The 20,310-nt window shown below is 64.7% G+C and carries 10 protein-coding genes; 3 read left to right on the forward strand and 7 right to left on the reverse strand.

What is annotated here, in order from left to right:
• Window positions 1-8 precede the first annotated feature (8 nt).
• The 5 genes from recB to ettA all read right to left on the reverse strand — a co-directional run bounded on the left by recB (window position 9) and on the right by ettA (window position 12,909).
• On the reverse strand, window positions 9-3,932 hold the full coding sequence (gene recB / locus ACH2DG_RS11440; protein WP_395026213.1) for an exodeoxyribonuclease V subunit beta: 3,924 nt from the start codon (window positions 3,930-3,932) through the stop codon (window positions 9-11).
• Complete coding sequence (gene recC, locus ACH2DG_RS11445) at window positions 3,929-7,579, reverse strand: exodeoxyribonuclease V subunit gamma (RefSeq protein ID WP_395026214.1); 3,651 nt, start codon at window positions 7,577-7,579, stop codon at window positions 3,929-3,931. Before recC ends, recB begins: the two co-directional genes overlap by 4 nt.
• A gap of 195 nt (window positions 7,580-7,774) precedes the next feature.
• On the reverse strand, window positions 7,775-8,797 hold the full coding sequence (locus ACH2DG_RS11450; RefSeq protein ID WP_395026216.1) for a Bug family tripartite tricarboxylate transporter substrate binding protein: 1,023 nt from the start codon (window positions 8,795-8,797) through the stop codon (window positions 7,775-7,777).
• Between the two features lie 440 nt (window positions 8,798-9,237).
• Window positions 9,238-11,184 carry a DUF1631 family protein gene (locus ACH2DG_RS11455; RefSeq protein WP_395026218.1) on the reverse strand — a complete coding sequence of 649 codons (1,947 nt, stop codon included), beginning with the start codon at window positions 11,182-11,184 and terminating at the stop codon, window positions 9,238-9,240.
• Between the two features lie 63 nt (window positions 11,185-11,247).
• Complete coding sequence (ettA, locus tag ACH2DG_RS11460) at window positions 11,248-12,909, reverse strand: energy-dependent translational throttle protein EttA (protein WP_224152001.1); 1,662 nt, start codon at window positions 12,907-12,909, stop codon at window positions 11,248-11,250.
• A 254-nt stretch (window positions 12,910-13,163) separates the two neighbouring features.
• Here ettA and ACH2DG_RS11465 point away from each other — a divergent pair, with 254 nt between their 5' ends.
• The 3 genes from ACH2DG_RS11465 to ACH2DG_RS11475 all read left to right on the forward strand — a co-directional run bounded on the left by ACH2DG_RS11465 (window position 13,164) and on the right by ACH2DG_RS11475 (window position 18,029).
• Window positions 13,164-14,936: a DEAD/DEAH box helicase gene (locus tag ACH2DG_RS11465; protein ID WP_395026220.1), complete on the forward strand. Its 1,773-nt coding sequence runs from the start codon at window positions 13,164-13,166 to the stop codon at window positions 14,934-14,936.
• Between the two features lie 85 nt (window positions 14,937-15,021).
• Window positions 15,022-16,113, forward strand: a complete 1,092-nt coding sequence (locus ACH2DG_RS11470; protein ID WP_395026222.1) for an endonuclease/exonuclease/phosphatase family protein — start codon at window positions 15,022-15,024, stop codon at window positions 16,111-16,113.
• 125 nt (window positions 16,114-16,238) lie between these two features.
• Window positions 16,239-18,029, forward strand: a complete 1,791-nt coding sequence (locus ACH2DG_RS11475; protein ID WP_395026224.1) for a M14 family metallocarboxypeptidase — start codon at window positions 16,239-16,241, stop codon at window positions 18,027-18,029.
• A 96-nt stretch (window positions 18,030-18,125) separates the two neighbouring features.
• Here ACH2DG_RS11475 and speG read toward each other — a convergent pair whose 3' ends face one another.
• Window positions 18,126-18,644, reverse strand: coding sequence for a spermidine N1-acetyltransferase (gene speG, locus ACH2DG_RS11480; RefSeq protein WP_395026225.1), 519 nt, complete (start codon window positions 18,642-18,644; stop codon window positions 18,126-18,128).
• Window positions 18,645-18,704: 60 nt separating this feature from the next.
• A complete protein-coding gene (locus tag ACH2DG_RS11485; RefSeq protein WP_395026226.1) occupies window positions 18,705-20,222 on the reverse strand; it encodes an MFS transporter in 1,518 nt (505 codons plus the stop codon).
• Window positions 20,223-20,310: the final 88 nt, after the last annotated feature.

The raw sequence follows: 20,310 nt of genomic DNA on the forward strand, positions 1-20,310 counted from the left end.
ATTCTTCATCACGGCGCCGCCCACAGGGCATCGAGCGCATCCATCAGCGCGCGCGGCGGCTTGTCGGCATACATGCCAGCGCCCGCAGCATCCACGCCCCGCAGAAACCAGTACACCACGCCGCCCACATCGCGCTCGTAATCGTAACCAGGCAGGCGCAGCTGCAACAGGCGGTGCAGCGCATAGGTGTAGATCACATACTGCACATCGTAACGGTGCTGCAGCACCGCAGCCTGCATGGCAGCTGGCGTATAGGCCGCGCTGTCCGTGCCCAGCCAGTTCGATTTGTAGTCGAGCACGTAGTAGCGGCCGCCATGCTCCAGCACCAGGTCCATATAGCCCTTGAGCATGCCATGGAGCCGGTTGTAAGCGAGCGCGGGCCGCGGCTGGCCCGGCGCAATGTGCTGCTGCACCAGCGCATCGAGCTGGGCAGACGATGCCTGGCCCACCACGGGCAGCCAGAATTCCATCTCGACCTGCCACTGCGCCAGTTGGGCCAGCGAAGGCCCGGCGTCGCCCTGCAGCACGAGCGGCGCCTGCAGCCATTGGCGCACGATGCCCTGCAGCGGCTCGGCCCAGTCCGCCCAGCCACGCACCTTGCAGCGGTGGGCGATGAGGTTGTCCAGTTGCGCAGGCTGTGCGAGTACGGTGCCAAAGCCTTCCTGCGCGCACCATTCCAGCATGCCGTGCAGAAAATTACCGGCATCCGGCCCCTTGGGGAAAGCGTGCAGGCTGCCGGGCTCGGCAGCGGCTGGGCGCACGGGCGGTGCAACGCCTGGTGCATCTGGGGCCACGTCCTGCAGCTCCAGGTACTGGTCTTCCTGGGCCGTTTCGGGCTCTGGCACCCGTCCATCCTGCGCCAAGGCATCAAAATCAATAGCATCCACTGGCTGCGGGGCCAGGCCTGCAACGTCGCCAACAGGGCCAACCGCTCCAACAGGGCCGAGCTTGTCGGTCAGCGCCGAGAAACTGGCGATCCACCAGTGTTCGTCGTAGCGACGCTGCGGTTGGCGCGGCGCATGCAGTGCGGGGGCTGGCGGCGGCGTGTAGCGCATAGCGGCTGGGCTGGTCGCTGGCGGCAGCGGCTGCACGGCAATACCTGTGCAGCCTTGGGCAAACGCCTGCAAGGTGGCGCCCAGGGTTGCATCCGGCAGCTTGTTGCCGCCTGCCAGCAGGTAGCCGATGGCGCTTTTCTCCAGCGTACCGGCCTTGCTGCTGCCCTTGGCGATGGGCGCAATGCCCAGCCACAGCGCGTACTGAGCGCGGGTCAGCGCCACGTACAGCAGGCGCATGTCTTCGCTGAGGCGTTCGTCGTTGTGGCCCGCCACGGCAGGCGCGTGCTTGTTGCTCAGCTCCACCACCAGGGCGCCCGTGGCCGCGTCGTGAAACTGGGCATAGCCCCGGCTCTTGCCATCGAAATCGCGCCAGTTGCTGATGAAGGGCAGCAGCACCAGCGGGTACTCCAGCCCTTTGGATTTGTGGATGGTAACGATCTTGATCAGATCGGCATCGCTTTCCAGGTGCAGGATTTCCTCGTCGCCTTCGGGCCGCGCCATCTGCTCGGCCAGGGCGCGCATCAGCGCCTGCTCGCCATCGACGGCGGCCGAGGTGCGCTGCAGCCATTCGGCCAGGTGCAGCACATTGGTGAGGCGGCGCTCGCCTCCGGCCTGCGCCAGCCAGCGCGCGGGCAGGTCAAAATCGAGCAGCCACTGGCGCAGCATGGGCAGCACGCCCTTTTTCTGCCACAGCTGCTGCAGCGCGCGCATGCGCAGGGCCAGTTGCTCCCAATGCTGTTCGTCGTGGTTGAGCCGGTCCAGCGCCTGCCAGGACCAGCCCATGGCGGCGGTGGCCAGTGCGGCACGCAACAGGCCGTCATCAGACGGCGCATGCACCGCGCGCAGCCAGCGCAGCATGTCGGCGGCTTCTGGGGTCTGGAAGACCGAATCGCGGTCGGACAGGTAGACGCTGGCCAAGCCACGCAACGCGAGCTGCTCGCGCACCAGCTCAGCCTCGGCACGGCCGCGCACCAGCACGGCGATATCGGCCGGGCGCAGCGCCCGCTGCAGGGCATCGGGGCCGGTGCCAAACCCGGCCTGCCCGCGTTGCGCCGCATTGAGCCATTCGGTGATCTGCGCTGCCGCAGACGCTGCCATGCGGCGGCGGTACTGGCCTTCGGGCACGCCGGTGCGTGAGGATGCGGCACTGGCGGCGGCCTCCTCTGCACCGCCTGCCCCCTCCGCGCTTTCGCCATCCGCTTCCCGCTCCGGCGCCAACACGGTCCACAGCGTCATGGCGGGCTGGGCGGCTCCTTCCAGAAACAAGCCATCCCTGCGGCCATTGGCGTCCACGGGTACAAACGGTACCGGGTTGGCTGCACCCTGGCGAAAGCGGAATGCACCGCTGTCATGCCCCTCGGCATGGGCAAAGCAGTGGTTGACGGCGTCGACCACCGCCGTGGTGGAGCGGTAGTTGGTGCCCAGCGAATAATGGCGCCCGGCCGTTGCCGCACGGGCGCGCAGGTAGGTGTAAATATCTGCACCGCGAAACGCATAGATGGCCTGCTTGGGGTCGCCAATCATGAAAAAGCCCAAAGCGGCGTCGTTGGCCTCAATGGCGTACACCCGCTCGAAGATGCGGTACTGCAGCGGGTCGGTGTCCTGAAACTCGTCGATCATCGCCACCGGGAACTGCGCGCGGATGCGCGCTGCCAGCGCCTCGCCCCCTTCGGCCTGCAAGGCGGCGTCCAGGCGTTGCAGCAGGTCGTCGAAACCCAGCTCGGCACGGCGCTGCTTTTCGGCGTTCAGCGCAAGCCTGACGTGGCCCAGCGCATGGCGCAGCAAAAGCGGCTTGATCTGCGCTGCAGCCGGCACGGCTTCGCCGTCGGCGGCCAGCCAGTCATCCAGCGCTGCCAGCGCGGTGTGCGTGGGTACACTGGCGCCCTTTTTCAGGCGGATGCCCGACTGGCTGAAGGCGCGGATCTTTGCGGGTGCATCGGCCCCTTCGCTCCAGGCAGCCATGCCGGCCATCCAGCCATCGAACACGCCCTCTTCGTCTTTCTTGGGGTAGGTGGTGCCATTGAAGTGCGGCAGCAGCGCGGCAAAGAGTTGCTCCAGATCGGCGCGGTGGGCACGCCACGCATCACGAGCGGCCGCCTGCAGCTGCTCGCAGCGCTCGGCCTGCTCGGCGGCCTGGTTCAGGAGCGCCGCAACGTCCACCGCTGCGGACGCTGGCAGCGCCTGGCCCTCGAACTGCCATTCGGCCTCCTGCCGCGCCAGCATGCCTTGCAGCGCATCCTGCAGCGCGGCGGGGGAAGCCACCACGGTCTGCAGGCTGCGCAGCGCGCTGGCGGGCAGGCCGTAGAACTGGGTGCGCCAGTAATCCTGCACGACCTGGGTGAGCAGCTCGGTCTGGTCGGTCACCAGTTGCTGCTGGAACAGGCTGCCGCTGTCAAAGGCATGTTCGCGCAGCATGCGGTAGCACCAGCTGTGGATGGTGGAGACAGCGGCCTCGTCCATCCAGTTGGCGGCTTCGCGCAGGCGGCGGGCGCAGCCGGGCCACTGCGCGTCGGGGTAGTCCGCACGCAGCGCCAGCAGCAAGGGGTCGACCGCATCGAGCCCGCTGGTGTCTGCCGGGTCGCGGCCAAACAGCTCGGCCGCCTCGGCCAGGCGCTGGCGAATGCGGTCGCGCAGCTCCTGGGTTGCGGCGTCGGTGAAGGTGACCACCAGGATTTCTGGTGGTACCAGAGGGCGGCCATAGGCATTGCCTGCGCCATGCTGCAGCACCAGCCGCAGGTAGAGGGCGGCAATGGTGTAGGTTTTGCCCGTGCCCGCGCTCGCCTCGATCAGGCGGCTGCCCCACAGCGGAAACTGCAGAGGATGCAGGGCCTGCACCACGTCTGCCAGGCCTTGCGGCACGCTGCCCTGCCCGTTCATGGCGCGCCTCCCGTATCTGCCTCGCCACGGGCGATGCGGCCCAGCGCTGCGGGGTCGTGGCTGCTGATGAGACGCACGCATTCCAGCATCGGGCCGTACAGCTGCGCTGCCAGTTGCGCAAAGCGGCCATCGGCCTGCAGGTGGTCAAAATCGGGGTAGCTGCGCGCCAGCTCGGGCAGGCGCTGCACCTCGCCCGTACCACGGTAGGCGTCGTCATACACACCGGCAATCTGCTGCGCCTGCAGCCCCTGCGCCGCGGCAATGCCGGTGCGTGCGGCCAGCGGCAGCGGCTCGCGCATGCCTTCGGCCCACAGCGCCAGCAGGGCGTGCCAGTGCATGCGGGCCTGCGCAGCGGGCAGCGGCGGCAATACGGCAATGCCCGATTCGCTGCACACCACGCTCACCAGCGGCCGCCCGGCCACGTGCCAGGCCAGGTGTTCCACCCAGTGGCGCAGCAGGCGGTCATACCGCACTTCCTTGCCTGAATGCAGCCGCCCAGCGGAGAGCGTGATGCGCGCACATTGCTCGGGGCGGGTGAGGTCCGGCCGGGCAAGGTCCGCCTCGGCCACGCCAGCTGCAGCACGCAGGCCGCGCAGCCAGTCTGCCACGTCGATACCGGCATCGGCATCGCTGCTGCGCAGCTCCCAGGCTTCATCCATCCGCTGCGGCCAGATGCGCAGCGCCTGTGCGTAATGCAGCAGGCCACGCTGGGCCGCCTGGGTGGCAGGCTGCACCGCACATTCGGCAAATCCCTGCAGCGGCAGCATGCCTTCGCGTTGCAGGCGGGCTGCAGACAGCGCCAGCTGCGCTGCCAGGTCGCCCGGCAGGTGCTGGCCCTGCAGGGCCTGGGCGTCCTGCGCCTCCAGCCAGGGCTGCACATCCGCCAGCAGACGGGCCTGCAACTGCCAGGCCTGCAGGCCATCGGGGGTGAACATTTCGTCGTCCTGGCTGGTCAAGTCTTCATCGGCAAAGTAGACGCGCAGGCGCTGGCGGAAGAAGGCCTGCACGGGTTGCAGGGCAAAGTCCTGCAGCATGCGCAATCCCACTGCGGTATCGCGCGCCTCCATCGGCAGCAGTCCCGCGCCCGCCTCTCGATCTTCATCAAGAATTGCAGGCGCATGCACGCCGTGCCATTCCTGCGCATAGGTGAACAGGCTGCCCGTGGGGTTGCCGCCTGCCATGGGCTGCGCGAAATAACGCGGGCTGAAGGCCTGCAGCGGGTGTTCCTGCGTGATGGCGGCAAGCATGCGTGCACGTTCCGCGTCGGTGGGCGGTTGGCTGCCGTCCGGCGCCTCGCCACCCGCCGCCAGTCGCCAGCCTTGTGAAAGATGGTCGCGCAACTGGCCCACCAGCACCGAGGCAGGCCGCACGGTGCTGTCACGGATGCTGCGCCCCACCCAGCTGATGTAGAGCTGCTCGCGCGCCGAGAGCACGGCTTCCAGCAGCAGGTAGCGGTCGTCGTCGCGGCGCGAGCGGTCGCCCGGCCGGTATTCCTGGCGCATCAGGTCAAAATCGAGCACGGAGACGGGGCGCGGGTAAGCGCCGTCGTTCATGCCCAGCAGGCATACCAGCTTGAACGGGATGGCCCGCATCGGCATCAGCGAGCAAAAACTCACCGAGCCCGCCATGAAGCGCTGGTTGAGGCTGCCGGCATCCATGCCCGCAAGCCACACCTCGCGCAGCACCGACAGCGGCACCGCGTCTGCAAACTGCGCCGCCTCGCACTGGGTGAGCCATTTGTCCAGCCCCTGCAGCAGCTGATCGCGCAGCAGGCTTTCGCGCTCCTGGCGGGGGGCCAGCAGCAGCTCGAGCACCGTGCGGGCGCGCTCCACCCATTCCTCGGGCGACACCGGCTCGGCCAGCAGGGTGCAGGATTGCTCCAGCGCGCGCAGCAGCGCGGCCAATCCGCCCAGCGCCACGGCATCGAGGCCGCCAATTTCGTCATACGGCTCGATGTCTGCCAGCGCCTCGCCCTGCCCCACGGCAAAACCCAGCAGCATGCGGCGCAGGCCAAAGCGCCAGCTGTTGGTTTCTCCCGCCTGCGCAAGGCCGATGCGCGCGCGCTGCGCGCCATCCAGCCCCCAGCGCACGCCTGCCCCTTCAATCCAGCGGTGCAGCAGCGGCACATCGCTTTCACCGATGCCAAAGCGCTGGCGCACGGCGTCCACCGCCAGCAAGTCCAGAACTTCGCTGACGGCAAAGCGGCTCTCCGGCATGGCCAGCACATGCTCGAGCGCCACCAGCAGCGGGGCGCGGCCGCGCTGGCCCTGGTCTGCCACGGTGTAGGGGATGTAGCGCGGGTCGTCGCGGCCGATGCGGCCAAACACGGCCTCGATATGCGGCGCGTAGTCGTTGATGTCCGGCACCATCACGATGATGTCGCGCGGCGCAAGCGCGGGGTCGGCGTCCATGCGCGCCAGCAGCTGGTCGTGCAGGGCTTCCACCTCGCGCTGCGGGCTGTAGGCCGTCGCAAAACGGATGGAGCCGTCCTGCGCGGGCGAAAACATTGGCCAGCGGGCGCGGCTTTCTGCGAGCGGTCGCAGGTCCAGAATGTCGTCCTGCAGCTGGGCCAGCATGTGGCGGGGCTCGTCGTCGCTGAACAGGTCGATGCGGCCGCCGTTGATGGGCGCCAGTTGCGCTGCACATTGGCGCGAGTCATCAAACTCGTCGATCAGATGGATGTAATCGCGCCCCTGCTTGCCCCAGGCCGCCAGCAAGGGGTGGGCATGCTGGTGCAGTTCGTCATCGCTCAGCGCATGGGCCATGCTGCGCTTGCGGGCCTGGCGGCGGTACTGGTGGCGCAGCAGGTCCTTGTCGGCCACGATGTCCGACCAATGGTGGCGGCACGGGTTGTGCACGCACAGCAGCACCTGGCAGGTGGCAGAAATGGCGGCCAGCGCCTGCAGGGTCTGGGCAGGCATGGACGAGATGCCGAACACCACGATGCGGCGCGGCAACCCCAAGGGGGTGGCGTGCGGCGCCTGCCAGAAGCCCAGAAACTGCTGGTGCACGGCGGCACGGCTGGTCTTCATGCCGGCTGCGCCTACGTCAGCCAGCAGGCTGCGCCACAGCACGGCCTGCCAGCGCTGGTCTGCCGCGAGCGGCGCCTCGCCACCTCTGGCCGTGCGCAGCACATCGCGGCCCTGCGCCCAGTCTTCGAGCCAGTCTGCACGGTAGACCTGGTACTGGTCGAACAAATCGGCAATGCGCTCGGCCAGCTGGTAGCGCTTGCGCTGGTCTCCATCGTCCTGCAGAAAGCGGCGCAGCGCGGCAAAGGTGTCCTGCTGTAGCAACTGGGGCAGCAGGTGCATCAGCCGCCAGGTCAGCGGTTGCTTGTCGAGCGGCGAAATCTCGGGCACCTGGTGCTTGCCCAGCACGGTGCGATAGGCGCGCCACAGAAATTGCGCGGGCAGTTGCACATCGACGGCAGCCGTCACCCCACAGCCGCCTTGCGCCACGGGCTGCGCCAGCGACAGCTTGAGCCACTGCGCGATGCCATTGCTCTGCACCAGAATGGTTTCGCTCTCCAGCGGCGCAAGCGGGTAGCGCCGCATCCAGGCCACCACCAGATCGCGCAGCGCTTCGGGGTGGTTGCTGTGGATCACCATCAAACCGGGGGTGATGGCTGGCGATACGGGGGCGTTCATCGATGGCGGATCAGTCCTGCAGGGCGGAAAACATGGCACGCCACACCACCCAGGGGTTGGCTATAAAAAATAATAGCTGCCCGCGCATGTCATTGCTTGATTTCAGAATTTAAACACCATGAAACCCAACACCAACAAGCGCCGACAGCTCTCGTTTTGACAGGTTGTGGCAGCCGCTGTGCGCGGCTTGCACCATCAATCCACCGTGGCACCCGAGGATTTGACCACAGGCGCCCAACTGGTCACTTCCGACTTGATGAAAGCGCCGAACTGCTCGGGGGTGTTCTTTTCCGACACGGCGCCCAGCTTGGCATAGGCTTCCTTCACCTCGGGCTTGTCAAAGGCCTTGTTCATGGCGGCATTGAGTTTGTTGACCACCTCGGGCGGCGTGCCGGCGGGGGCGATCAGGCCAAACCAGGAAGATACATCAAACGGTTTAATGCCGCTTTCTTCCATGGTGGGCAGGTCTGGCGCCGTGGGCGAGCGCTTGCTGGTGGTGACCGCCAAGGCCTTGAGCTTGCCGTTCATCACATGCGGCCACGACGAGGGCATGTTGTCGAACATGAACTGCACCTGGCCAGCCATCAAGTCGGTGAGTGCGGGGGCGCTGCCCTTGTAGGGAATGTGCTGGGTCTTGAGGCCGGTGCGCAGCTTGAACAGTTCACCCGCCATGTGGATGGAGGTGCCGCTGCCCGAAGAAGCGTAGGACACCTTGTCCGGGTTGGCCTTGGCGTAGGCGATCAGCTCCTGCACGTTCTTGACGGGCACGCTGGGGTTGACCACCAGCACATTGGGCACCTTGGCGCCCAGGGCGACCGGCGCAAAGTCCTTGACGAGGTCAAAACGCACCTTGGGGTACAGCGTCTGGTTGATGGCACTGGTCACCGCGACAAACAGCAAGGTGTAGCCATCGGGCTCGGCGCGCGCCACCTGTTCGGTGGCGATGTTGCTGCCAGCGCCGGGCTTGTTGTCGATCACGAACGACTGGCCGAGCTCAGCCGTCAGCTCCTTGGCCATGATGCGGGCCACCACATCGGTGGTGCCGCCAGCAGAAAAGCCGACCACCACGCGCACGGGGCGCTCCGGGTATTTTTTGACATCCGCTGCCTGCGCGGCTAAAGGCACCAGGGCGCTGGCACCCAGCAGTGCAGCGGCCAGAACGGTACGGCGCGATGCGGCATTGCCCAGGCCCTGGGCGCGGCGAGAAATATGGCTCATGTTTGTCCCCTTGAGAGCCTGCCGCTGAGCACGGCAGGCCGGTTTGTTTGCCAGGGATCCCCTGCAGAACCCTCGCCAGACGGGCCGGACGTGGATCGGGACTCGCCGCAAGGCGTCTTCTGGAGCCAACAGCCATCGCTATCGGCGAAAAGACAACGCAGCGGATCGCCCGAGACCACGCTCAGACCACGGCAGGGATTTTTGCAGAGGCTCACCGGGTGTGGCGCTGCATGCACAGCGGCAGGATCGTTGCCCGCAGCCGCACATGACGGCAGGTGGCGCCGGTCGTAATTGTCCGGAAACCACCGATGGCCGCCATTGTGCCACGGCCCCCCGGCGGAATCGGGGCCTTGGCGTGCAGCCATGCGTGCATGGATGGGCAGGAGAGCAGGCACTGCGGCGCAAGACCGGCTCCCGCCCCCCAGAGCGGGGGAGACAGATCAGGTGGCGCGTACGGCCCGCTCCTGCTCAAGCTTTTCAAGCATGCGCCGGGTGATGGACTGGTTGGCGCCATTGCTGGCCGTGAACAGGAACATCGTCGCCTGCGGGTTGGACCAGCTCAGCTCCTTGGCAACCCATTCGCCACGGCTGAGGAACTCCAGACGCACCCCTTTTTGCACCTTGCGGCCACATATGTGCAGGCCTGCTGCAGCCGAAGCGGCTGGGGCCGCCGGAACGGCTTGAGCCACCGAAACAGGCGCGGCAGCGGGTGCCTGCGCCACGGCAGCGTGCGCCAGTGGTAAGCCGCTGGCTACCTCTGCCGCCGCCTCAGCCACCTCATCTTCCTGTACGACCTGCAGCTCCACAATGGCACTGGGCGCCATATGGGCCAATGCAGTCAGCACAGGTGCAATCCGCTCCGGCATCCAGCCGATGCCGGTCAGCCCCGATTTCAGGCGGGTCAGCAAGGACGGGATCAGCATGTCCGTCTCGATGCGCACCCCGGCTCCAGCATGGGCATCAGCCAACGCCAGCACCTCGGGCACCACCTGGCGGTAGGCGCGAAAACTCGATGATTCCATGCCCGCGCGCTGCGCCGTCTGGTACAGCACCCGGGGCCAGGCATTGGTGAGCACCGCCAGCACTGCCGGGTCGACGTCAATGCTGCGCACATGCATGGCCACCATGGCCATGACGTCCTGCTCCATGGCATCCAGGCTGCCTGCGTGCGCCGCTTGCGCACTGCCTGCAACCCGCGTGGCACGCGCCGATGGCTCTGCCAGCGGTGCAAGTGCAGATTCCGGGCCGACGCCATCCAATGCCGCCAGTTCTGATTCGGGATGGATGCTGATCAGCTCGGAGGCATCCCATTGGCTTTCCATGGGCATGCTGCTGGGCTCGCCAGCAAGGCCGACCCTGGTGCTGGCAAGGCTCTTTCGGGGCGCCACTGGCGCGGCGGCATTCAACCGCACCAGCGCCTGCGCAAAATCCGTACTGGCTGGTAGCTTGAGCGCCGACAAGGTCTCAACCGTCTCCGAGACCACGCCCGGAAACTGTGGGTAAGACACGGTGCTGCCGCCCTCTTTCAGTGTGGTTGCCTTGTCCACGATGGCCTGCACCAGCAGGCGCGCAGGATGCGCTGCATCCGTCCAGAAGCTGGCATCGTGCTCCGACAGGCGCTCCAGCACAGGGATCAGCCGCTTGTAGGCACGCACGGCGCCCACGGGGCAGTGTTCCGGTATCTCGAACAGCTTTTTCGATTTGCGCGCAAACGCCTTGGTATTCGCTTTGTCCGCCTGGCGCTTGGCTTCGGCCTTGGCAAGCAGCTCGGCATAGCTGTTCATCGCCAAGGTCATGATGCGCCGGTAGCTGATCTGCAGGTGATCGGCCATCACGCCCACCATGTCGGCGAGGAAGAGCGAAGTCACTTCGATGGAGATGCCCTGGTCCTGCAGGCTCGCCTGCAGGCTGTCCAGGTACACCGTGTGGTGCAGCGGATTGCCATTGCGCCAGTAGCGGGTGATCTTGCGCAGCGGCTGGTACACACGCTCCAGTGCAGTCCTGCTTTCCTCGGTCTGCTGCAGCAGGCTGATCTGGGCACGGCCCCACTCGATCTGGGCCCGCAGCATCTCCGACTCCAGCACGCCAGCGAAGGCCATGCCGTCACCACCCGTCAACTGGTGGTAATCGGCCGTTTTTCCCTGGGCGATCAGAAAGGCCAGCTCACGCAGCCGCTTGGCGTAACCGACCGGCAAGGTGTCTCGGCGACGCTTGAGCTGCTCCAGGGCATCTTGCAGAACCGGTTCCTGATGACTGTTGGCTGAATCCAACAACTTGGCCCGCAAAGAGGCCAGGGCGGCATTGCCCATGGCCTTCATCAAGGGCTCTGCCTCCTGCAAAGCCTGCTCCAGGCAGGTGTCGAATACGGATGCTGCGCGCTGTTCCACGGTAATTACTCCCCCAAAGTAAAACGCCCGGCACTTGCGCGAAGCGGCGGGCGGTGGTCGGCTTTACTTCAGGGCTTTGTAGCGCATACGCTTTGGCGCCGCCCCTTCTTCACCCAACCGCTTCTTTTTATCAATTTCGTATTCCTGATAGTTTCCATCAAAAAACACCCATTGGCTATCCCCTTCTGCAGCAAGGATATGGGTGGCGATGCGATCGAGGAACCAACGGTCGTGGGAAATCACCAACACAGTACCTGCATATTCCAGCAAAGCGTCTTCCAGCGCACGCAGGGTTTCCACGTCCAGGTCATTGGACGGCTCGTCCAGCAGCAGCACATTGCCGCCCTGGATCAAGGTCTTTGCCAGGTGCAGGCGGCCACGCTCCCCGCCGGAGAGGTTGCCGACCTTCTTCTGCTGGTCCTGGCCGTTGAAGTTGAAGCGTCCGGCATATGCGCGCGAAGCCATCTGGAACTTGCCCACATTGATGATATCGAGGCCGCCGGAGATGTCTTCCCACACCGTCTTTTCATCGGAGAGGGCATCGCGGCTCTGCTCCACATAGGCCATCTTCACAGTCTGGCCGATGTCGACTTCACCGGAATCGGGCTGCTCCTTGCCCGCAATCAGCTTGAACAGGGTCGACTTGCCCGCACCATTGGGGCCGATGATGCCGACGATGGCACCAGCGGGAATGTTCATGCTCAGGTTGTCGATCAGCAGACGGTCGCCAAAGGCCTTGGAGACGTTCTTGAACTCGATCACGCGGCTGCCCAGGCGCTCGGCCACAGGAATGAAGATTTCCTGCGTTTCGTTGCGCTGCTGGTATTCGTAATCGCTCAGTTCTTCGAAGCGTGCAATACGGGCCTTGGACTTGGCCTGGCGCCCCTTGGCGTTCTGGCGCACCCATTCCAGCTCTTTCTTCAGCGCCTTGGCGCGGGCTTCCTCGCCCTTCTGTTCCTGCTCCAGGCGGTTGCCCTTCTGCAGAAGCCAATCGGAGTAATTGCCCTTGTAGGGAATGCCATGGCCCCGGTCCAGTTCCAGAATCCACTCGGCGGCGTTGTCCAGGAAGTAGCGGTCGTGGGTAATGGCCACGACGGTGCCGCTGAAGCGGTGCAGGAACTGCTCCAGCCAGTCGACGGATTCCGCATCCAAGTGGTTGGTGGGTTCGTCGAGCAGCAGCATGTCGGGTTTGGACAACAGCAGCTTGCACAGCGCGACGCGGCGCTTTTCACCGCCGGAGAGCTTGCCGACAATAGCGTCCCAAGGAGGCAGGCGAAGCGCATCCGCTGCGATTTCGAGCTGGTGTTCCGAATCGGTTCCGGCGGCTGCAATGATGGCTTCGAGCTGGCCTTGCTCCGCAGCCAGCGCATCAAAATCGGCGTCTTCTTCCGCATAGGCGGCATACACCTCTTCCAGGCGCGCCTTGGCGTTGTTCACCTCGGCCATGGCCTCTTCCACTGCCTGGCGCACGGTGTGCTCGGGGTTGAGCTGTGGCTCCTGCGGCAGATAGCCGATGGACAGGCCCTGCATGGGAATGGCCTCTCCTTCGAACTCCTTGTCCACGCCCGCCATGATCTTGAGCAGCGACGATTTGCCAGAGCCATTCAGGCCCAGCACACCGATCTTGGCACCGGGAAAGAAGCTGAGCGAAATGCCCTTCAGAATCTGTCGCTTCGGAGGAACCGTCTTGGTGACGTTGTTCATCGAAAAAACGTATTGAGCCATGTGTTCTTTTGGTAAATCAGTAAAAAAATATGCGATTTTTGATCGCGGCCACCCTGGGATTATCGGTGCATGCGACAATACCCGCAGTCAAAGGCTCCAGTTGCCTAGGACTTCAGCGCTAATGCTGGGGACGACGGACATCAGTTCCAGGCTCCACTCTTTGAACCCATCTGCCTTTGACTGGCGGCAATAACTCCAAGAAATTGCTGAGACAAGGCTGATACCCAGCGTCCAGGTTGGACGCATCTGATCCAATGACATTTGAAGAACTGAATCTGGCACCAGCCATTGTGCAGGCTGTGCGCGAGCAGGGCTATGACGCCCCTACCCCCATCCAGGCCCAGGCCATTCCCGTGGTGCTCCAAGGTGGAGACCTGTTGGCCGGCGCACAGACAGGCACCGGCAAGACCGCAGCGTTCACGCTGCCCTTGCTGCACCGCCTCACGCAATCCGAAGGTGGTCGCAACAAATGGGGCGGCAAGGCCATCCGTGCGCTGATCCTGGCACCCACCCGCGAGCTGGCAGCCCAGGTGGAAGAGAACGTGCGCCACTACGCAACGCATCTGGACATCCAATCCACCGTCATCTTTGGCGGCGTTGGCATGAAGCCACAGATCGACCGCATCAAGAAGGGCGTCGATGTACTCGTGGCGACGCCAGGCCGCCTGCTGGATCTGCAGCAGCAAGGCTTTCTGGACCTGTCCACCGTGGAAATCCTGGTACTGGACGAAGCTGACCGCATGCTGGACATGGGCTTCATCCACGATGTGAAGAAGGTGCTGGCCCTGGTGCCCAAGGACAAGCAGAGCCTGCTGTTCTCCGCCACCTTCAGCGACGAGATCCGCGAGCTGGCCAATGGCCTGCTCAAGAACCCGCAGTCCATCCAGGTTACCCCGCGCAACACCACGGTGCAGCGCATCAAGCAGGTGATCCACCCTGTGGGCCGCGGCAAGAAAAAGCAGGTGCTGCTGCACATCATCCAGGAAAACAACTGGAGCCAGGTGCTGGTATTCACGCGCACCAAGTTTGGCGCCAACAATGTGGCCGAGTTCCTGACCAAGAATGGCGTCTCTGCCATGGCCCTGCACGGCAACAAGAGCCAAAGTGCCCGCACCCAGGCCCTCGAAGGCTTCAAGACGGGTGATCTGCGCGCCCTGGTAGCAACCGATATTGCGGCACGCGGCATCGACATTGACGAGTTGCCCAATGTGGTGAACTACGAGATCCCCAATGTCTCGGAAGACTACGTGCACCGTATCGGCCGCACGGGCCGCGCCGGTCGCGAAGGCAATGCCGTGAGCCTGGTGTGCATGGATGAAGAAGGCTTCATGATGGACATCGAGCGCTTCACCAAGCAGGAAATTCCGGTGCAGGTAATCGACGGCTTCGGCCCTGAAGAAGGCGAAAAGGCCGAACCCATTGCCATGGGCCGGCAAACCATCTGGGGCGGTGCCGGCAAGCCACCAAGCCGTGATGTGATGCAAGCGGCCGCCAAGGCTGCGCGCCAGGAAATGATGGAGCGCATCCGCACGACCAAGTCGACCCGCGGCACAGGCGCCGCAGGCAATGCCAACGGCGGCCAGCGCAACGCCAAGCGCGGTGCGGCTCCTCGCGCAGAAGCCAACGGCGAATTCGAGCCCGCAGGCGCAGAACAGCCTCGCCGCGACCAACGCCCTCCACGCCGTGATGCCAACCGCCAGGGCCCGCGCGGCTCCACAGAGGCACGTCGTCCAGGTGGCCAAGGTGCACAGCCACGCCACCCACAGGGTGCCAATCCACGCCACAGCGGCCCGCGCGCTCCACGCCAGGATGAGCGCCAGCCCCGCGCCGATGCCCACCTGGGTACCCAGTTTGGTGGCACCGTGGATGGCCGCGATCACCGCCGCAGCGGCGCTGCACAACCCGACCCCATGCGCACCAGCGTGGACAGCATGGCCGAACGCGGCCGCCGTGGCGGCTTTGGCGGCGGCAACCGCAATGGCGGCAATGGTGGACGAGGAAATCGTAACCATTCGTTTTCAAGATAAGCATTTGCATGGTGAACAAATCTTCTTTTCGTTGATCTAGTCACCAGATTCCGCTACGGTAGGGCCGCATCAGAAAGAGATTTCCATGCGGCCCTTTGTTTCATCTGTACCTCTTGACACCCTCACGGTTGCGACCTGCAACACCCTGAATCTGGCGCTTGCCGAGCGCATGTTCTACGCCAACCAGGACGCCTACACGCGCAACCAGTACGAACGCAAGGTGCAATGGCTGGGCAACCGCTTCCAGACGCTCAACGCCGATATCCTGGCCGTGCAGGAGGTCTGGGATGCCGCTGCGCTGCAGGAGGCCCTCAAGTTCAGCGGCCTGCACTACCCCTTTGTGAGCGTGCCGGGCGCCGAGAACACCGATGGACAGCCTGGTGCCAGCGGTACTCCCCGCGTGGGCATTGCCACGAGGCTCAAGGTGTTGGCCTGCCGCTCTTTTCCGGATTTCCCGGCAGGCCTCGGCCAGCCGATTCCGGGCCTGGGCATGCACGACAAATTCGAGCGCCCGCCGCTGGTGGCCACCTTGCAGATGAAGCACGGCCAGGTGGTTTCGGTGCTCACATGCCACCTCAAATCCAAGCGCCCCAAATTCCTGCAGGACGAAGCAGGCAATCCGCTCGAAGACCGCGACAACCCCAAGATTGCGGCACTCGCCTCGCTGCGCTCGCTCATCATGCGCGGGGTGGAAGCCCTGGCGCTGCGCTGCCTTGTGATCGATCTGCTGCGCCATACGCGCATGCCCCTGGTGGTGATGGGCGACTTCAATGACACGCCCGACAGCGTCACCACCCAGCTGATTGCTGCCACATCCGAAGTCGCCTATGACCGGGGGGCACGCGACCGCGCCCTGTTCAATGCCTACGATTTGCTTGGTGATGCGGCCCTCAAGAAGGATGTCGCCTATTCGCACATCCACCAGGGCGCACCTGCCGTGCTCGACCAGATTCTGGTGAGCGAGGAGTTTGACCCGGGCAGCAAGCATTCCATTGGCGATGTGCGCCGGGTGGACTATTTCAACGACCATCTGCATGAAGGCCGCGACCGCACACGCTCCGATCACGGGTTTGTCCGCGCCCTGCTGCGCCTGCGCATCCCGGACAAGGAACAGGCAGCCACCCCACCTGGTTCTGCCGGAGCCCCGCCGGTCGCTGGTACATTCGAAGGGTCTTGACTCCCGGCTGCAACCGCAGCGGCAGCCGGATTTTCTTTCGCACCCATCCTACGCAGACACCTGCCTCTGTTTTGCATAATGGCAACGTAATTTTCAGGAGGGCCGTGCTTCGTCACGCAACAACAATGATGCAACCCCATTCCTCTCTCACTGCCTCGCGCTGGATGACGCTCAGCGCCGTTTCTGCAGCAGTCCTGCTGAGCGCATGCACCAGCACGCCCCTGCCCCCCTGGACGAGCGCGCCCACGGCAACGCCCGGCACGGTCACCACCGCCCCTAAGAGCCAGGGGCCTGCCCCCGTGCACATTCCCGGCGTCAGCAACCCCGGGGTCATCAGCACCCCTGTGGAAACCACGCCATTGCAGGCCGTCCCCTTGAGCGTGTGGCAGGAAAGCCCCGAAGTTGCAGCGCGGTTTCCAGATCCGGCCACGCCCTACAGCACCCCTGGTCTGACCAATGGGCGCACCACATTCACCAGCAATGCGGAACTGGGCCAGATGCTGCGCCAGGTTGCTGCAGCACCGGCCGGGGGAACCAAGGCCGAGCTGATCACGGCCGGCACCTCGCAGGAAGGCACCCCCATCCATGCCCTGCTGCTCACGCGCGCTGCGGGCACCAGCTTGCACGACCTCGATGCCAGCGGACGCCCAACGGTATTGCTGATCGGCCAGCAGCACGGTGACGAGCCTGCCGGCAGCGAAGCCCTGCTTGCCATGGCGCAATCCCTCGCGCAGGGCCCACTTGGGCCTTTGCTCGACAAGCTCAATGTCTTGCTGGTGCCGCGCGCCAACCCCGATGGCGCTGCCTCGGGCCGACGCACCACCTCCAACGGCATCGACATGAACCGCGACCATCTGCTGCTGCAGACGCCTGAAGCCGATGCGCTGGCCAAGCTCAGCCGCAACTACCGGCCTGTCGCGGTGTTTGATTCGCATGAATTTACCGTTGCCGGACGCTATCTGGAAAAATTCCAGGCCGTACAGCGCTACGACGCGCTGCTGCAGACCCCGACCACGGCCAATACGCATGAGTTTGTCGGCAAGGCCGCCAATGAATGGTATCTGCTGCCCATGCAGAAGGCGCTGACCGACCAGGGCATGAGCACCAATTGGTACTACACCACCACGAAGAAGGCCGACGACCTGACACTGTCGATGGGCGGCGTGCGCCCCGATACCGGCCGCAATGTCTATGCCCTCAAGAATGCACCCAGCCTGTTGATCGAGACCCGCGGCGTCGGCATTGGCCGCGCCCATATCCAGCGCCGCGTCCACAGCCATGTGGTGGCCCTCACATCGGCACTGCAGACCACGGCGCAGCGCGCCAAGGAACTGGAGCAGGTGCGCGCATTCGTGGCCCGCGACGTGGCGTCGCAGGCCTGCCGGGGCCAGTTCACCCTCGAATCCCAGCAAACGACCGAAAAGCGGCGCATCGTCTTCCTCGACCCGCAGACGGGTGAGGACCGTCCGCAGGAAGTGGACTGGAAATCGTCGGTCAAGCTGCAGCCGGGCGAGAGCCGGGCCCGCCCTTGCGGCTACTGGCTGTCCACCAATGCCGGTGAAGCCGCCGACAAGCTGCGTGCCCTGGGGCTGCAGGTGCTGCGGGTGGCCGAGCCAGGCAATATGCTGGCAGACACCTACCAGGAAGTGGAGCGCAGCAGCAGCGCCAAAAATGATGTGCTGGGCCCCTCTTCCCGCTCGGTGGAGCGGGTCAAGGTCCAGTTGCAGCGCATTGCCATCGATGTGCCGGAAGGCAGCTACTACGTGCCGTTGAACCAGCCCATGGCCAACCTGGCCATTGCCGCCCTGGAGCCCGACACCCAGAGCAGCTTTTTTGCCAATCACATCATCACCGGCCTGAGCGATGTGGCCCGCTCGATGAACAATCCATCGCTGGTGTACGACGAAACGGATTGAGCTGCCTCGTGCGCACGGCCTGACCGGCAGCCCTGAACAAGAAAGCCACCCCGGCATGCCAGGGTGGCTTTCTTCTTTGCCCTTTCGCCCTACTGGTCAGGCCGTTCGTTGCAGGTAAGGCCCCTGCAGCATGTACATGCGGATTGCACTGCGGTACTGGCCGTTCGAAAAGAACTCATCCACCAACTCGCCCTCCGGCTGAAAGCCCAGCTTGCCATAGATATGGATGGCCTTGGCGTTTTCCTTGTCGACGTACAGGTAAATCTTGTGCAGGTTCAGCACACGAAAGCCATGGTCTAGCGCCAGTCGCGTGGCATGGGCTGCAATGCCCTTGCCCTGCTGGTCGGGGGCGATGATGATCTGAAACTCTGCGCTGCGGTGGATCAGATTGATCTCCACCAGCTCCACGAGGCCAGCCCGCTCACCCGCGTGCTGCACCACAAAGCGCCGCTCGCCCTGGTCATGCACATGGGCATCGTACAGGCTGGTCAGCTCATCGAATGTGGCGTAGGGCTCCTCGAACCAGTAGCGCATGACGCTGGCATTGTTGTCCAGCAGGTGCACGAAACGCAGATCCTCGCGCTCCAGCGGCCTCAGTTGAATATTCGTATTCATGAATCAATCCTTTTTAATTTCTAATCAATTTCAAATTCTTTGCCATGAGCAGCTGCCCGCTCAGCGTGTGCGTGTGCGCCAGGCTACCCAGGCGGTGACCAGCAGCAAAAGAGTGGCCAGCAGCAGCACCGCGGCAAAGCCTTTATCGAAGGCGGCGCTGGCCGCCTGCACCAGGCTTTGGGCGGCATCCAGCGGCATGCGCTCCGACGCCAGCAAGGCTTCGTCCAGGCTGTCGTGCACCGTGGGTGGCAATGCAGCCGCGATAGCCGCTTCGGGCACAACCAGCGAATGGGCATAGACGGCCGACAGCAGGCTACCCATGACGGTCACCCCCAGGGCGCCGCCCAGTTCGTACGACACCTCCTCCACCGAGGCGGCCATGCCGGCACGGTCGGCAGGCGCACGCATCAGCATGGTGGCCGAGGCCGCCGTGATGGCACCGCCGATACCCAAGCCCAGCAGCACCAGGCTCAGCGACTGCCACAGCACGGTCGCCTCGTGCAGTGCCAGATAGGCACCCATGCCCAGGCCGGAGGCGAGCAGCGCCAGCGCCAGCAGACGACTGCTGCCCCAGCGCGGCAGCAGGCGCCCGGCAACGGGGCCTGCCACGAAGGCTGCAACCGGCAGCGGCAATACGGCCCAGCCAGCCTCCAGCGGGCTGAAGCCCAGCACCAGTTGCAGGCGCTGGCTGAACACCAGCTCCATGCCCAGCAGCGCAGCCGCCGCCACCAGGGCCGAGATCACGGCCGTGCTGAAGCCCTTGTCCTGAAACAGGGCCAGATCGAGCAGCGGGTGGCTGCTGCTGCGCTGGCGGCGCACGAAGATCCAGAGGAAGCCAATACCTGTCAACAGTGCGAAGGCAGCCAAGGCCCAGTCCGGTGACTGCTTGCCCAGTTCCTTGATCGCATAGGTGCCGGCCATCAGGCCCAGCATGACCTGGATGGAGGCCACCAGATCCCAGGGGCGCTCCCGATTGCCTTGGCTGGCGGGAATGTACCGCCAGGCGAGCGGCAAGGCGATGAGCACGATGGGCACGTTGATCAGGAACACCGACCCCCACCAGAAGTGCTCCAGCAGCGCCCCGCCCAGCACCGGGCCGAAGGCGGCACCACCGGAGGCCACGGAGGCCCAGATGCCGATGGCCAGGGCGCGCTCCTTCTCGTCGCAAAAGCTCAGTCGGATCAGCGACAACGTGGCCGGCATCATCATGGCAGCGCCCACGCCCAGCAGCGCACGGGCCGCGATCAGCACGCCCGCGCTTGGCGCAAAGGCTGCCGCCAGCGAGGCACCGCCAAATACGGCCAGGCCCGCGATGAACAGGCGCTTGTGGCCCAGGCGGTCACCCAGTGTGCCCATGCCCAGCAGCAGGCCGGAGACGACCAGGGAGTAGCTGTTGATGATCCAGAGCTTGGCCGATGCGGTGGCGGCCAGGTCGTGGGTGAGACGCGGCAGTGCCGTGTACAGAACCGTCATGTCGATGACGATGAGCAGCAGCGCTACGGAGACGATGCCCAGCACCAGCCAGCGGCGAGCCCCGAGGCCCGGAGTCAGCGAAGTGGAGCGTGTTGTGGTTTGCATGAAATCCTCTTGTAGAGGGGTCGTTGTATTGAATAAAACCCTATGATCAATCATTTTTATATTTAATAAAAGCTTAGATCAATCAGTA

Source organism: Comamonas odontotermitis, assembly GCF_040396735.1.
Lineage (GTDB): Bacteria > Pseudomonadota > Gammaproteobacteria > Burkholderiales > Burkholderiaceae_C > Comamonas > Comamonas odontotermitis_C.

What these genes read in the sequence shown, in the direction of transcription:
- ACH2DG_RS11485 (WP_395026226.1), bottom strand. Translation starts at nt 20,222, where the DNA reads ATGCAAACCACAACACGCTCCACTTCGCTGACTCCGGGCCTCGGGGCT.
- recB (WP_395026213.1), bottom strand. Translation starts at nt 3,932, where the DNA reads ATGAACGGGCAGGGCAGCGTGCCGCAAGGCCTGGCAGACGTGGTGCAG.
- ACH2DG_RS11450 (WP_395026216.1), bottom strand. Translation starts at nt 8,797, where the DNA reads ATGAGCCATATTTCTCGCCGCGCCCAGGGCCTGGGCAATGCCGCATCG.
- speG (WP_395026225.1), bottom strand. Translation starts at nt 18,644, where the DNA reads ATGAATACGAATATTCAACTGAGGCCGCTGGAGCGCGAGGATCTGCGT.
- ACH2DG_RS11475 (WP_395026224.1), top strand. Translation starts at nt 16,239, where the DNA reads ATGATGCAACCCCATTCCTCTCTCACTGCCTCGCGCTGGATGACGCTC.
- ettA (WP_224152001.1), bottom strand. Translation starts at nt 12,909, where the DNA reads ATGGCTCAATACGTTTTTTCGATGAACAACGTCACCAAGACGGTTCCT.
- ACH2DG_RS11470 (WP_395026222.1), top strand. Translation starts at nt 15,022, where the DNA reads ATGCGGCCCTTTGTTTCATCTGTACCTCTTGACACCCTCACGGTTGCG.
- recC (WP_395026214.1), bottom strand. Translation starts at nt 7,579, where the DNA reads ATGAACGCCCCCGTATCGCCAGCCATCACCCCCGGTTTGATGGTGATC.
- ACH2DG_RS11465 (WP_395026220.1), top strand. Translation starts at nt 13,164, where the DNA reads ATGACATTTGAAGAACTGAATCTGGCACCAGCCATTGTGCAGGCTGTG.